12 protein-coding genes are annotated in these 13,262 nt (G+C 61.0%); 8 read left to right on the forward strand and 4 right to left on the reverse strand.

The window, feature by feature from the left end:
* Positions 1-4 precede the first annotated feature (4 nt).
* Positions 5-772: a cytochrome-c oxidase, cbb3-type subunit II gene (gene ccoO, locus HNE_RS06105; protein ID WP_011646249.1), complete on the reverse strand. Its 768-nt coding sequence runs from the start codon at positions 770-772 to the stop codon at positions 5-7.
* A gap of 11 nt (positions 773-783) precedes the next feature.
* Positions 784-2,463, reverse strand: a complete 1,680-nt coding sequence (ccoN, locus tag HNE_RS06110; RefSeq protein ID WP_011646250.1) for a cytochrome-c oxidase, cbb3-type subunit I — start codon at positions 2,461-2,463, stop codon at positions 784-786.
* A 148-nt stretch (positions 2,464-2,611) separates the two neighbouring features.
* On the opposite strand from ccoN, the gene HNE_RS06115 reads away from it, so the two are divergent.
* The 4 genes from HNE_RS06115 to HNE_RS06130 all read left to right on the forward strand — a co-directional run bounded on the left by HNE_RS06115 (position 2,612) and on the right by HNE_RS06130 (position 5,233).
* Positions 2,612-2,899, forward strand: a complete 288-nt coding sequence (locus HNE_RS06115) for a hypothetical protein (protein ID WP_011646251.1) — start codon at positions 2,612-2,614, stop codon at positions 2,897-2,899.
* Between the two features lie 73 nt (positions 2,900-2,972).
* Complete coding sequence (locus tag HNE_RS06120; RefSeq protein WP_011646252.1) at positions 2,973-4,139, forward strand: PAS domain-containing sensor histidine kinase; 1,167 nt, start codon at positions 2,973-2,975, stop codon at positions 4,137-4,139.
* A complete protein-coding gene (locus HNE_RS06125) occupies positions 4,136-4,753 on the forward strand; it encodes a response regulator transcription factor (protein WP_011646253.1) in 618 nt (205 codons plus the stop codon). The genes HNE_RS06120 and HNE_RS06125 overlap by 4 nt, the downstream gene beginning before the upstream one ends.
* Positions 4,754-4,837: 84 nt before the next feature.
* On the forward strand, positions 4,838-5,233 hold the full coding sequence (locus tag HNE_RS06130) for a response regulator (RefSeq protein ID WP_160162607.1): 396 nt from the start codon (positions 4,838-4,840) through the stop codon (positions 5,231-5,233).
* A gap of 7 nt (positions 5,234-5,240) precedes the next feature.
* Here HNE_RS06130 and HNE_RS06135 read toward each other — a convergent pair whose 3' ends face one another.
* Positions 5,241-6,680 (reverse strand): helix-turn-helix domain-containing protein, encoded by a 1,440-nt coding sequence (locus HNE_RS06135; protein ID WP_011646255.1) that lies wholly within the window; start codon positions 6,678-6,680, stop codon positions 5,241-5,243.
* A gap of 157 nt (positions 6,681-6,837) precedes the next feature.
* On the opposite strand from HNE_RS06135, the gene aceB reads away from it, so the two are divergent.
* The 3 genes from aceB to HNE_RS06150 all read left to right on the forward strand — a co-directional run bounded on the left by aceB (position 6,838) and on the right by HNE_RS06150 (position 10,704).
* On the forward strand, positions 6,838-8,475 hold the full coding sequence (gene aceB, locus HNE_RS06140) for a malate synthase A (protein ID WP_011646256.1): 1,638 nt from the start codon (positions 6,838-6,840) through the stop codon (positions 8,473-8,475).
* 44 nt (positions 8,476-8,519) lie between these two features.
* Complete coding sequence (locus HNE_RS06145) at positions 8,520-10,142, forward strand: isocitrate lyase (protein WP_011646257.1); 1,623 nt, start codon at positions 8,520-8,522, stop codon at positions 10,140-10,142.
* A gap of 364 nt (positions 10,143-10,506) precedes the next feature.
* Complete coding sequence (locus HNE_RS06150) at positions 10,507-10,704, forward strand: hypothetical protein (protein WP_011646258.1); 198 nt, start codon at positions 10,507-10,509, stop codon at positions 10,702-10,704.
* A gap of 3 nt (positions 10,705-10,707) precedes the next feature.
* Here HNE_RS06150 and HNE_RS06155 read toward each other — a convergent pair whose 3' ends face one another.
* Positions 10,708-11,271: a TIGR00730 family Rossman fold protein gene (locus HNE_RS06155; RefSeq protein WP_011646259.1), complete on the reverse strand. Its 564-nt coding sequence runs from the start codon at positions 11,269-11,271 to the stop codon at positions 10,708-10,710.
* A 141-nt stretch (positions 11,272-11,412) separates the two neighbouring features.
* On the opposite strand from HNE_RS06155, the gene HNE_RS06160 reads away from it, so the two are divergent.
* Positions 11,413-13,260 (forward strand): ABCB family ABC transporter ATP-binding protein/permease, encoded by a 1,848-nt coding sequence (locus HNE_RS06160; RefSeq protein ID WP_148205820.1) that lies wholly within the window; start codon positions 11,413-11,415, stop codon positions 13,258-13,260.
* Positions 13,261-13,262: the final 2 nt, after the last annotated feature.

The raw sequence follows: 13,262 nt of genomic DNA on the forward strand, positions 1-13,262 counted from the left end.
TCTCCTAGCGACGGTTGCTCAGGTCATCGGCCTCATAGGTGGAGAAATCCACCAATGTGCCAGTCATCTGGAGATAGGCGATGAGCGCGTCCATCTCGGTGATCTCGCGAGGGTTGTGGTCGAAGTCGGAGATGCGCACGGTGCCTTCGCGTCCCGCCGCTTCGGTGTAGCGGGCGACAAGCGCGTCCTCCGCGTCGAAGTCCGCATTCGGCGAAGCCTGCGCCACAAGGTCGGCCTTCGCATTGGCAATCATGTCGTCGGTATAGGGAACACCCGTGGCGCGCAGCGCTTTGAGGTGGGCGTCTATATCGTCGAATTTCAGTTTTTTCTCCGCCAGGAAGGCATAGGGCGGCATGATCGAGTCCGGCACCACCGATTGCGGGCTCTTCAGGTGGTCAAGGTGCCACTCGTCCGAATACTTGCCGCCGACGCGGGCAAGGTCTGGCCCTGTCCGTTTTGATCCCCATTGGTGCGGGTGGTCGTACATGCTTTCGGCGGCCAGAGAATAGTGGCCATAGCGCTCCACTTCATCGCGCAGGGGGCGGACCATCTGTGAGTGGCAGGTGTAGCACCCTTCGCGCACATAAATGTTCTTCCCCTTCAGTTCGAGGGGCGTGTAGGGGCGCATACCCTGCACCTTCTCAATGGTGTTTTCCATGTAGAAGAGCGGGGCGATTTCCACGATGCCGCCAATGGCGACCGCGATCAGGATGCCTACCGTCAGCACAAGGGAGTTGCGCTCAAGCTTTCCGTGTTTGCCCAGAATATCCATGGCAACGCTCCTTATTCAGCCGGCTGAAGGGCAGGGGTTTGGGGTTTTGGCGTGTCGGGGCTGGCAAGGTCGCGCGCCGCCCCGTGGCCAAGGGCTGTCCGCACGAGGTTGTATGCCATCAGGATTGCGCCGAGCAGGAACAGTCCGCCCCCGGCAACCCGGATGATGTACATGATGTGTTTGGCCTTCACCGTTTCGATGAACGAGTATTCGAGGAAGCCGAACTCGTTATAGGCACGCCACATCAGGCCTTCAGTGATGCCCGCCACATACATCGCCACGATGTAGAAGAGGATGCCAAGCGTCGCGAGCCAGAAGTGCCATTCCACAAGGGCCTTGGAGTAGAGCGCCTTGCGTTTCCACAGCCACGGAACGAGGCAGTAGAGGGCGCCGAAGCTGATGAAGCCGACCCAGCCCATCGAGCCGGAATGGACGTGCGCAATGCCCCACTCGGAATAGTGCGACAGGGAATTGACCGCGCGAACGCTCATCAATGGACCTTCAAAAGTGGCCATGCCGTAGAAGGCAAGCGCAACAACCAGCATACGGACGATGGGATCGGTGCGCAGCTTGTCCCAGGCGCCCGACAGCGTCATGACCCCGTTGATCATGCCGCCCCAGCTCGGCATCCAGAGCATCACCGAGAAGGTCATCCCCAGCGTCTGCGCCCATTGCGGCAGGGCCGTATAGTGAAGGTGGTGCGGGCCGGCCCAGATATAGATGAAGATCAGCGACCAGAAGTGAACGATCGACAGGCGATAGGAATAGATCGGCCGGTTCACCAGCTTCGGGATGAAGTAGTACATGATGGCCAGGAAGGGCACGGTCAGGAAGAACGCGACCGCGTTGTGGCCGTACCACCACTGAATCAGCGCATCCTGAACTCCGGAGAACAGAATATAGCTCTTCGATCCCGCCGGGCTCACCGGAACGGCGAGATTGTTGATGATGTGCAGCATCGCAATGGTGACGATGAAGGCGAGGTAGAACCAGTTGGCCACATAGATGTGGCGTTCCTTGCGTTTCCACAGTGTGCCGAGGAAAACGAACAGATAGGCGACCCAGACGATTGTCAGCCAAAGGTCAGCGTACCATTCCGGCTCGGCATACTCTTTCGATTGGGTAACACCCAACAGGTAGCCCGTGCCGGCCACGACGATGAACAGGTTGTAGCCCCAGAATACGAACCAGGGCCACATTCCGCCCGCCAGCCGTGTGCGGCATGTGCGCTGAACGACATAGAAGCTTGTCGCGATCAGGACGTTGCCACCGAATGCAAAGATCACCGCCGACGTGTGCAGCGGGCGCAGGCGTCCGAAGTTTGTCCAGCCCAGGTCGGGAAAATAGAAGACGTTTGGAAAGGCGAGCTGGGAGGCGATTATGACACCGACCAGGAAGCCGGCAATGCCCCAGAATACCGAAGCCCACACGCCATACTTGACGATGGTGTCTTCGTAGAAGGCGCCATCGAATGGGTCGCGCCCGTTCAGGCTGCCGGCCCAGAGGCCGGTAATCAGCAAGCCGGCGACGGTGAGGAAGAAGAAGATCCAGGCATGGGCGGCCATCATCGGATCGGCAGCGTTGCCGGCGATGACGAGGACGCCCAGCGCAACAAGACCGGTCAGCGCACTGACTGTGCCTATGCTGAAGCCTGGTCCTGCCCCTCTGGATATCTCAGCGCGTGTATTCATTGGGAATGCCCCTCCAGTGCTGAATCGTAGAGATCGATACTGGTGCGTAACTGCCGGAGGGGCGGGGCGAACTGTATAAGGGGAAGTACGGATGGGCCTGCCTGTCGCACCGGGGGTAATCGGGGATGACAGGAAAAGGAGAGAGCCAATGTGGAAGATGGCAGCTCTGGGCACAGCCCTGACCGCAACCGGCGCGGTCAAATTCAATGACCACCTTGCCGAAATGGGCCGTCAGGCAACGCTTCAGGATTATCTCGCCATGCGCTGCGGCGGCGGCGCGCCAATGCCGGCGCCGGGCGCAGAGGCCAACGAAATCATGGCGCTCGCGGCGATGCATTGCTGGGGCTGCTACGCGATGGCAGCGGGTGTCGCGATGCTTGCCTACGCCCTCTGGCAGGCAGCCCGCCCACACCTGACGCCGCTGCGCCGCCGTTGAAAATAAGGCGAACGCCTTGCGCCGCAGCGCAGCTGAGGGCAGGGATAACGCCTTACCGGATGGACCTTGACGTATGAGCGACACGCCGAAATCGACTCAGCCGCCCGTGAACCTCCTCGACGGGGCGACCCTTCAGCTTCATCTCGCCTCGATCCTGGCCTCGGTGCCCGATGGCATGGTCGTCATTGACGAGTCCGGAAAGGTCATGGCCTTCAGCCGGGCGGCCGAGGCATTGTTCGGGTTCACCGCAGAGGAAGTCATTGGCCAGCCGGTCAACATGTTGATGGCCGGCCGCGACAAGGTGAACCACGACAACTATATCGGCAACTATCTGCGCACCGGCGAGCGCCAGATCATCGGCAAGGGCCGCGTTGTCATTGCCTCACGCGCAGATGGTACGCAGTTTCCCATCGACCTCAAGATCGGCGAAGCGCGCATCGGTGATCATTTTCTCTTCACCGCCTTCATCCGTGACCTGACAGAGCAGCAGCGCTCCGAGCTGCGCATGCAGGAAATGCAGTCAGAGCTGGTCCACTTCTCCCGCCTCAGCGCGGTGGGCACGATGGCGTCAGCGCTCGCCCATGAGCTCAACCAGCCGCTGACGGCGGTGGCAAATTACCTGGAAGCCAGCCGCGACCTGCTCGATTCGCCCGACCCGGAGATGAAAGACGTTCTGCGCGAGGCGCTGACCGAAGCAGCCCGTCAGGCCGTGCGCGCGGGCGAAATCGTCCGCAAGCTGCGCTCCTATGTCTCCCGTGGGGAGGTGGACGCCCGCCCGCTCGGCCTCGGCCCACTCCTTGCCGACGCCATCGCCCTGTCCAAACTCTCGCGTGACCTTGCCGACATCCCGATCAAGCTCGATCAGGAGGAGGCCACCGATCATGTCATGGGCGACCCCATTCAGATCCAGCAGGTCGTCATAAACCTGATCCGCAACGCCATGGACGCCCTCCCCAACACGCAGGACGCTCGCATCATGGTGCGCGTCTATTCTGCGGAGGAGCCGGGATTTGTTGCCATCGAAGTGTGCGATAACGGCCCTGGCCTGACGGACGACCTGCGGGAGAACATCTTCAAGCCCTTCGCCACCACCAAATCGCAGGGCATGGGCCTCGGCCTCTCCATCTGTCAGACCATCGTGGAAGCGCATGGCGGTGTCATCCGCGCCATTACGCCGCCAGAGGGGGGAACCTGTTTCCGGTTCACACTGAGGAAAGATGCAGGTAAATCAGGATCATGACTGACAACCGCCTTATCCATCTCGTCGATGACGACGAAGCCATCCGCCACTCCGCGAGCTTCATGCTGCGCCATGCCGGCTTTCGCGTGAAAACCTATGTCGATGGCGTCGCCTTTCTGGAGCAGGCGGGCGAAGCCGAAAAAGGCTGCATCCTGCTGGATGTCCAGATGCCGAAGATGGACGGCCTGCAGGTGCAGGAAGCGCTGAATGAACGCGGCGTGGCCATGCCGGTCATCGTCCTGACGGGGCATGGCGATGTCGCCGTTGCCGTCCGTGCGATGAAAGCAGGCGCGGTGGATTTTGTCGAAAAGCCTTATGCAAAGCAGACCCTGGTCGACGCGCTCACCCGCGCGTTCGAGCGTCTGGAATCGCGCCGCAAGGAAGACGTGCTCGCCGATGAAGCGCGCGGCCTGATCGAAAATCTTACCGCCCGCGAGAAAGAAGTTCTTCATGGCCTGGTCGATGGCCAGACCAACAAGGAAATCGCCATCTCGCTGGATATTTCTCCGCGCACGGTTGAAATTCATCGAGCTAATGTGATGGAAAAGATGGGGGCATCCAACCTGTCCACGGTGCTTCGTATTGCCTTCGCCGCAGGCATTGGCCTTGAATAATCAGCAGCTTTAGGGGCTTCTACTTACAGACGGCCCAGGAGATTCCTGCGCAAGGTGCAGCCTCCCGGAATGCCGGAGTGTCCCTTGAGCGCCATCGCAAAACCTTTGCCAGTTCATCCGCCGCGCCGCATTGCTGTCGTCGATGACAGCCCGGCCGTCCGCCAGTCGCTGCGCGTCCTGCTCGGCGCGCGGGGTTTTGTCGTAAGCACTTTTATCGGCGCCGACGACCTGCTGGGCCAGCTCAGTCCCGGTGATTTCGACTGCTATGTCCTTGATCTGAAACTCGAAGGGATGGATGGCTTCGCCCTGCTCGAAGCGCTGCGCCAGCGCGGAATATCTGCCCCCGCCATCATGATTTCCGGCTGGGAGCTCCCCTCTCTGGAAGTCACCGCCCAGCGTGCCGGCTTCGCCGCGCTCGTGCGCAAGCCGATGATGGATACGTCGCTGGTCCGTGTACTGCGAGATGTCCTGCCGGACTGAGTTGGCCCTAGTCGTCCTGAAAACGATAGAGCGAAATTCCGCGCGCGCGTTCGTCGAACACCAGTTTCCGGCTGAGCGGCGCGTGCGCGCGGGAGGCGCAGTTCTGCCGCTCGCACAGATAACAGTTTACGCCAATGGGCGTCGGCTCGGCCTTTTCCAGATTGTGATCGGCCGCGTAGACAAGGCGTTTGGCATAGGCAATGTCACAGCCCAGACCGATAGCAAGCTTTGGCCCCGGCTTGTCGTAAAAACCATCCGTGCGCGTAATGGTTCGGCCGATGGAGAAATAGGTCGTGTCATCCGGCATCTGGATAATCTGGGTGCGAATGCGCCCCGGCGCCTCAAAACACTCATGGATGTTCCAGAGCGGGCAGGCGCCGCCAAACTTGGAAAAGTGAAACCGGCCCGCGCTGAAGCGTTTGGACACGTTCCCGGCCGTATCAATCCGCATGAAGAAGAATGGAATGCCTCGTGCATCCGGCTTCTGCAGTGTTGTCAGCCGGTGCGCCGTCTGCTCGAAACTTGTATTGAACCGGTGGCTCAGCAGCTGCACGTCATACTTTGTCTTCTCCGCCTCGCGCAGGAATGAGTGGTAAGGCATCAGTACGGCGGCGGCAAAATAGTTAGCAAGGCTCACGCGCGCCAGGCCAATCGCGTCCCGGTCGGTAAAGCCCGCCTTCTGGACATAGGAATTGATCAGCTCCCCATATTCCAGCATGCCCAGCTGGAAAGCGAGCTGAAACCGGCGGCCCGACTGCGGCAACAGTTCCGACAGATCGATCCCCCGCTTGTGCCGGTCATAATAGCGCAGCGTGTTGGGCATGATGTCATAGGGAACGACCCGCACGCGCAGCCCATGCTGACCTTTGAGCCGCTGGATCATCGCCGCATACGGATCTTCATGCAGCGTCGAGAGCTCTGCGCCGAAGGCTTCGGCCGCTTCGTCAAGCTCGGGGAAATAATTCCGGTGATCCTGCAACATCTGCCGCACGGACTCCACGCTGCGGGCGGATTCTTCCAGCAGCTCCACTTTCTCGCGGTCCGTCAACGGATTGTTGTCCGAATAGGTCCGCAGGGCGAGCTCGCGATACTTGTCGTAAAGCTGCACAAACGCCCGCGCGATGTCGGGACTGGCATTCACCATGTCCTCCACATCATTCTTGCCGACCGGCCCGGCTTCCAGAACAGGGTCGCGCACCACTTCCATCAGTTCAGAAACAAGCCGCGCATCCCCCGCGCCGCCCACATCCGAAATGTCAAAGTCGTAAACTCGCGCCAGGGTTAACAGGAGGTTGGCGCTGATCGGGCGCTGGTTGGCCTCGATCAGGTTGATGTAGCTGGCCGAGACGCCAAGGTCCTCCGCCATCTGCGCCTGGGTGATGCCGAGGGTGCGCCGCAGCCGCCGAACACGCGGGCCGATAAGGGTTTTTTCCTTGCGTTCCGCCATGACCAGCCCCGGTGAAGTTTACAAACCTTACAAGTGACACAGGGTTGTTGTTACAAGGTAAACATAAAAACCCAATGGAAACAGAAAGGTACTCGCTCTCATGCCGGGTTGTAAATAAGGTTGTGTCAAGAATTAAGACATCCAGGGAGAACCGGCCATGTCCACCACAGCCACACTTGAACACCCCTCCGCCACCCGCGCGAAGATCGAAGTGAAGGGCAAGGCCGCCGGTGTCGAGCGCGTGCTGACGCCCCAGGCGCTGGCGTTCATTGAGGCGCTGGAGCGCCGCTTCGGCGCCCGCCGCCGCGAATTGCTCAGCCTGCGGAAAGAGCGCCAGGCGCGGTTCGATGCCGGTGAACTGCCCGATTTTCTCCCCGAGACGAAATCCATTCGGAACGGCCATTGGGAAGTTGATCCTGTGCCGTCCGTCCTTCTGGACCGCTCGGTCGAGATCACCGGCCCGGTGGACCGCAAGATGATGATCAACGCGCTGAACTCCGGCGCCAAGATGTTCATGGCAGACTTTGAAGACGCCTCCTCGCCGACCTTTGCCAACATGATCGACGGCCAGGTCAACATGCAGGACTTTGCCCGCGGCAAGCTCGCCTACACCGACGCGGGCTCGGGCAAATCCTACGCGCTGAATGACAAGGTTGCGGTCATGATCGTGCGCCCGCGCGGCTGGCATATGGAAGAAGCCCACATCTTCGTCGATGGCCGGCCCATCTCCGCCAGCCTCTTCGATTTCGGCCTGCACTTCTATCACAATGGAAAGATGCTGTTCGAGGCCGGTATCGGCCCGTTTTATTACCTCCCCAAGATGGAGAGCCATCTGGAAGCCCGCCTTTGGGACGAGGTGTTTGAATACGCACAAGGCGAAATCGGCATCCCGACGGGCTCCATCAAGGCAACCGTCCTTATCGAGACATTGCCAGCCGCCTTCGAGATGGACGAGATCCTCTATGAACTGCGCCGTCACATCGCCGGTCTCAATTGCGGCCGCTGGGATTACATCTTCTCCTATATCAAGACGCTGCGGAATCATGCGGACTTCGTCCTGCCGGACCGCGCGCAGGTCGGCATGGACCGCGCCTTCCTCAACGCCTATTCGCTGCTCCTCATCAAGACCTGCCACCGCCGCCGCGCCCACGCCATGGGCGGCATGGCCGCGCAGATCCCGGTGAAGAATGACGAGGCCGCCAATGACGCCGCCTTCGCCAAGGTGCGCGCCGACAAGCTCCGTGAAGTGAAGAATGGCCATGACGGCACATGGGTTGCCCACCCCGCGCTCGTGCCCGTCGCGCTGGAAGTTTTCAACGAGCATATGGCGCTCGGCAATCAGGTCCTCAGCCAGCGTTGCTTCCCGCCTATCAATCAGTCTGCCCTGCTGAAGCCCCACACCGGTGAGATCACAGAAGCCGGTGTGCGCACGAACGTGTCCGTCGGCATCGAATACACCGCCGCCTGGCTCAATGGCCGCGGCGCCGTGCCGATCCACAATCTGATGGAAGACGCCGCCACCGCCGAAATCTCCCGCAGCCAGATCTGGCAGTGGATACATCACGGCGCGCAAATCATCGCCGCAGACGGCGCCGCCCGCACCTTCACCAAAGCCTGGTTCAACGACATTCTGGCCGATGAACTCGGCAAGGTGCGCGCTGCCCTCGGCGAGAATGGTTTCAAGGCCGGCCGCTATGATGTGGCCGCCGAAATCTTCACCCACACCGCGACCTCAGAAGAGCTCGCCGACTTCCTGACGCTGCCCGCCTATGAAGCGCTGCGCACCCTTGCATGATCCGTCAACACACTAATCAGAACCTTCTCCAGGGAGATACTCTCATGTCCAAACGCCCTACCTATGCCGAGCTGCGCGCCCAGGTCCAGAAACGTTACCCCACCGGCCAGGCGCCTGGCGGCGTGACAGTGGACGACATCGTCCAGCTGAAGATGCAGAACACCTACAACACCCATCTCGACATCGCCCGCGAGATGGCCGTCGTGATGCGCGCCGATATGGCCGCTTATGACCAGGATCACTCGAAGTTCACCCAGTCGCTTGGCTGCTGGTCGGGCTTCCATGCGCAGCAGATGATAAAGGCTGTCAAGCGCATGAAGGGCACCGCCAAGGGCACCTATGTGTACCTTTCCGGCTGGATGGTCGCTGGCCTGCGTAACCGTTTCGGCCACCTGCCGGACCAGTCGATGCATGAGAAAACTTCGGTCGCAGACCTGATCGAGGAAATCTACGTCTCCCTGCGCCAGGCTGATGAGGTCGCCCTCAACGATCTCTTCCGTGAGCTGAAAGCTGCCCGTGAAAAAGGCGCGCCGGCCGATGTGATCGAAACCATCATCCAGCGTATCGACACGTTCGAATCGCATGTCGTGCCGATCATCGCCGACATCGATGCCGGCTTCGGCAACGAGCACGCCACCTATCTGCTCGCCAAGGAGCTGATCAAGGCGGGCGCCTGCTGCATCCAGATCGAAAATCAGGTGTCGGACGCAAAACAGTGCGGCCACCAGGATGGCAAGGTCACCGTGCCGCGCGAAGACTTCATCGAGAAGCTGCGCGCCTGCCGTCTGGCCTTTGAAGAACTCGGCGTGGATGACGGCGTCATCGTCGCCCGCACAGACAGCCTTGGCGCTGGCCTGACGCAGAAAGTCCCGGTCTCCCAGCATGCGGGCGATCTCGCCTCGGAATACACTAAATGGCTGGAAGTCGAAGAAATCACGCCCGCCAATCCGCTGAAAGAGGGCGATCTCGCGCTTCAGCAGAACGGCCGCCTCGTGAAACCCGTTCGCCTCGCCAACGGCCTCTTCAAGTTCCAGGAAAACACCGGCGCTGACCGCGTCGTGGAAGACTGTATCGCCAACCTGACGCTCGGCGGCGCAGACCTCCTCTGGATCGAAACCGACACGCCAGACGTGGACATCATCGCGGGCCTGGTAAACCGCGTGAAGGAAGCAGTTCCAGATGCGAAGCTCACCTACAACAACTCACCGTCGTTCAACTGGACGCTCAACCTGCGCAAACAGGTCCGCAAGGCCTGGGCCGCAGAAGGCAAGATTGCCGAGGGCGAGTATCCGGAAGCAGAGCTGATGTCGGCCAAGTTTGACGACACCCCACTCGGCCAGGAAGCCGATGCGCGCCTCAAGCGCTTCCAGTATGACATCTCCGACCGCGCCGGCGTGTTCCATAACCTGATCACGCTGCCGACCTTCCACATGACGGCCTTCGCCACCGACCAGCTCTCTCGCGGCTATTTCGGGGAAGACAAGATGGCCGCCTATGTCAAAACCATTCAGCGCCAGGAAATCCGCAACAACGTTTCGGCTGTCAAACACCAGCACGAAGTCGGCTCGGACCTTGGCGACACGTTCAAGGAAATGGTTGCCGGTGAGCGCGCCCTGAAAGCCAGCGGCGAGCACAACACGATGAACCAGTTCGAGAACGTCGTCTGATCCCTTTCCTTGCTGCGTAGGGAAAAACTCCGCCCCATCTGCCTTCGGGCAGGTGGGGTTTTTTTCTCGGTAAGACGCTCGCTGGCCGACGAGGGCGCAGGGTGACCGCAATTGTCCGGATTTGTCCTGAAATGTCCGCGTTTGTCCAAACCTGTCCGGGACTGTCCCGGTTTTGTCGCGTTGTGACCGTGTCTGGACCGGCGCGGTCTGCCACGATTTCAGGGTGAACAATATTTCATCCGCAGAAAGAATGAGAATGACTTGCAAATGAGATAAGTCTTTGCGACACCTGTGTTGAGAATCGTTCGCATGTGTTTCCCGCAAGCGCCCGGTCCCCAGCTATGAGGTTCAGAAGGAATATCCCATGATCTGCATGCAAATCGAGGACGCGCAGATGCTCTGCTGGCTGCGCTCACAGCTGCGGGTGCTGTCAGCCTGGCGCGAAGAACTCGTCTGCCGCAACGAGACCGATCTGGAGGCCGTCACGCGGCTGGAGCAGCATCACCAATGGCTGAATTCCGAGCTGGAACGGCTCGATCCCGCCATGCGCCATCACGGCTGAACCTCAGATGTCCAGCACCACCACACGGTCGAGCAGCGCCTCGATCGCGTCGCTGGACGTCTTGCTGTGCACCATCGCCTGGCGGAATTCCTCGGGGATGAAACCGCCCTCGATGATCCGCTCCAGCAACTCGAAGAAGGGCGACCAGAAGCCGTCCTCATCCAGAAACGCCATCGGCTTCGCATGCAGGCCAAGGCGTGCCCAGGAGAGGATTTCCACAGCCTCTTCAAGCGTCCCGATCCCGCCGGGCAACACGATGAAGGCATCGGCCTCATCAAACATCATCTGCTTGCGGGTGTGCATGTCGTCGACGATGCGGTGTTCGACGTCTTTGTAGATGCGTTCCTTCTGCAGCAGGAAGCGCGGCATGATGCCGAGCACCTCACCGGAAGCGTCGTGCGCCGCCCGCGCGCAGGCGCCCATCAGGCCCACGCCGCCGCCGCCATACACAAGGCGAATGCCCCGCTTGGCGAGTTCGCGTCCAAGGGCTTCGGCCAGCTTGATGTAGCGGGGATCAACGGCATCCGAAGCCCCGCAGTAAACGCAGATTGAGCGTATTTTTGTCATTCTTTTCAGTCTTTCAGCTCGTTCTCTACTCTAATTGATAAGGTGCCGGAGGCGACTTCGCCAGACGGATTGTCAGGCCGGGCAGGCGGGCTCCGTCGCGGCCGGGTTTCACTTCGGCCCAAACAGCGCCATATGGCACGCATGAGCCCGCCCCATGCCGCCGTTCAGGCGCCCGAAAATCATGACCGTATCGACAGCGCCGATGGCGGCCTGTGGAAATCGATCCTTCGTATCCTGACGCTGCTGGCGCGGCCGGAACTGGCCAAATGGCGCCCGGTGATGGTGCTGGCCGTCATCATCACGTTGGCGGCGTCGATTCTTGAGGTCATCTCGCCGCTGGTGATGGGCCATGCGATCAACCAGGCCGTGCCCGAAGGCGGCGCGGCGGCCAACTTTGCGACCGCCGCGCTGTGGTTGACATATGGCCTCGCCTTACGCTTTGCGGCCGCCGCCATGCCGCAGGTGCGCGACTGGCTGTTCTCGCCGGTCAGCCAGGACGCACAGCGCGTGGCCAGTGTCGACGCATTTGGCCATTCGCTGGCCCTCTCGCTTGGTTTCCACCAGACGCGGCGGACCGGCGCGCTCAACCGCATCATCGAGCGCGGCGCCAGCGCGATTGACTATCTGATCCGCTTTCTCGCCTTCAATATCGGGCCGACGCTTGTGCGCCTGGTCCTGGCCTCTGTGGCGCTCGGCATCGCCTATGACATCCGCCTGTCGCTGATCGCCGTGGCGACCATTGCGCTTTATGTCATCGCCACAGTGATCATCACCGAATGGCGCGTGCGCCAGCGCCGGAAAATGAATGAGGCCGACACGCATTTCCGCGCCACCTCAGTCGACATTCTGACCAACTTCGAGACGGTCAAATCCTTCGCCGCCGAGACGCGGGAAACCGCCCGTTTTGACAACGCCATGGGCGAATATAACCGCCATTATGTCGACACCAACCGTAGCATGTATGTGCTCAATACGGTGCAGGCGCTGGTGATGAACCTTGGCCTGCTCGCGGTGATGGTGCTGTCGGCATGGAATGTCATCCAGGGCACCATGCAGATTGGCGATCTGACGGCGGTGATGCTGATGCTGCTGTCGCTCTATGCGCCGCTGAACATTCTTGGCTGGGCCTGGCGGGAGATCAAACAGGGCGCGGTGGACCTTGAGAAGCTGCATGGCCTGATGGGCATGACCCCGGAAGTTCAGGACAAGCCAGGCGCCAAGGTGCTGACGCGGCCGGAAGGCCGGGTGAAGTTCGAGAATGTCGCCTTCAGCCATGAAGGCCGCGCGGTCGGCGTTTCGGGCGTCAGCTTTGAGGTCGCGCCGGGGCGGAAGGTGGCATTTGTGGGCACCTCGGGCGCGGGCAAGTCGACGCTGCTGAAGTTGCTGTTCCGGTTCTATGATGTGGAGGCGGGCAGCGTGCAGATTGACGGGCAGGATGTGCGGGATCTGACGCAGGAGTCGCTGCGGGCCAGCCTCGGCCTCGTGCCGCAGGATGTGGTGCTGTTCAACGATACACTCGGCGCCAACATCTCGTATGCGCGCCCCGAGGCGACCGAGGCGGAGCTGCGCGAGGCGGCGCGCCGGGCTCAGCTGTTGCCGTTCATCGACAGCCTGCCGGATGGCTGGAAGACCCGTGTTGGCGAACGGGGCCTGAAGCTTTCGGGCGGCGAGAAGCAGCGCGTGGGCATTGCCCGTGTGATCCTGGCCAACCCGGCAATTCTGGTGCTGGACGAGGCGACGAGCGCGCTCGACAGCGCGACGGAAGCGGCTGTTCAGGAGGCGCTGGAAGAGGCCTCGGCGGGCCGCACAACGCTGGTTGTGGCCCACCGCCTGTCCACGGTAATCTCGGCTGATGAGATCATTGTTCTGGAGGCCGGCCGCATCGTGGAGCGGGGCGGCCATGAGGCGCTGCTGGCAAAAGGCGGCAAATATGCTGATATGTGGCATCGTCAGGCGCATCGCGCCGAACCGGCTGAACTTCTCAGCTGAAA

Origin of the sequence: Hyphomonas neptunium ATCC 15444, from assembly GCF_000013025.1 — a bacterium.
Taxonomy (GTDB): domain Bacteria; phylum Pseudomonadota; class Alphaproteobacteria; order Caulobacterales; family Hyphomonadaceae; genus Hyphomonas; species Hyphomonas neptunia.

Coding starts and splice junctions, on each gene's coding strand:
- HNE_RS06120 (WP_011646252.1), top strand. CDS start 2,973: ATGAGCGACACGCCGAAATCGACTCAGCCGCCCGTGAACCTCCTCGAC.
- HNE_RS06150 (WP_011646258.1), top strand. CDS start 10,507: ATGATCTGCATGCAAATCGAGGACGCGCAGATGCTCTGCTGGCTGCGC.
- HNE_RS06160 (WP_148205820.1), top strand. CDS start 11,413: ATGAGCCCGCCCCATGCCGCCGTTCAGGCGCCCGAAAATCATGACCGT.
- HNE_RS06115 (WP_011646251.1), top strand. CDS start 2,612: ATGTGGAAGATGGCAGCTCTGGGCACAGCCCTGACCGCAACCGGCGCG.
- HNE_RS06145 (WP_011646257.1), top strand. CDS start 8,520: ATGTCCAAACGCCCTACCTATGCCGAGCTGCGCGCCCAGGTCCAGAAA.
- ccoO (WP_011646249.1), bottom strand. CDS start 772: ATGGATATTCTGGGCAAACACGGAAAGCTTGAGCGCAACTCCCTTGTG.
- HNE_RS06125 (WP_011646253.1), top strand. CDS start 4,136: ATGACTGACAACCGCCTTATCCATCTCGTCGATGACGACGAAGCCATC.
- HNE_RS06135 (WP_011646255.1), bottom strand. CDS start 6,680: ATGGCGGAACGCAAGGAAAAAACCCTTATCGGCCCGCGTGTTCGGCGG.
- HNE_RS06155 (WP_011646259.1), bottom strand. CDS start 11,271: ATGACAAAAATACGCTCAATCTGCGTTTACTGCGGGGCTTCGGATGCC.
- ccoN (WP_011646250.1), bottom strand. CDS start 2,463: ATGAATACACGCGCTGAGATATCCAGAGGGGCAGGACCAGGCTTCAGC.
- aceB (WP_011646256.1), top strand. CDS start 6,838: ATGTCCACCACAGCCACACTTGAACACCCCTCCGCCACCCGCGCGAAG.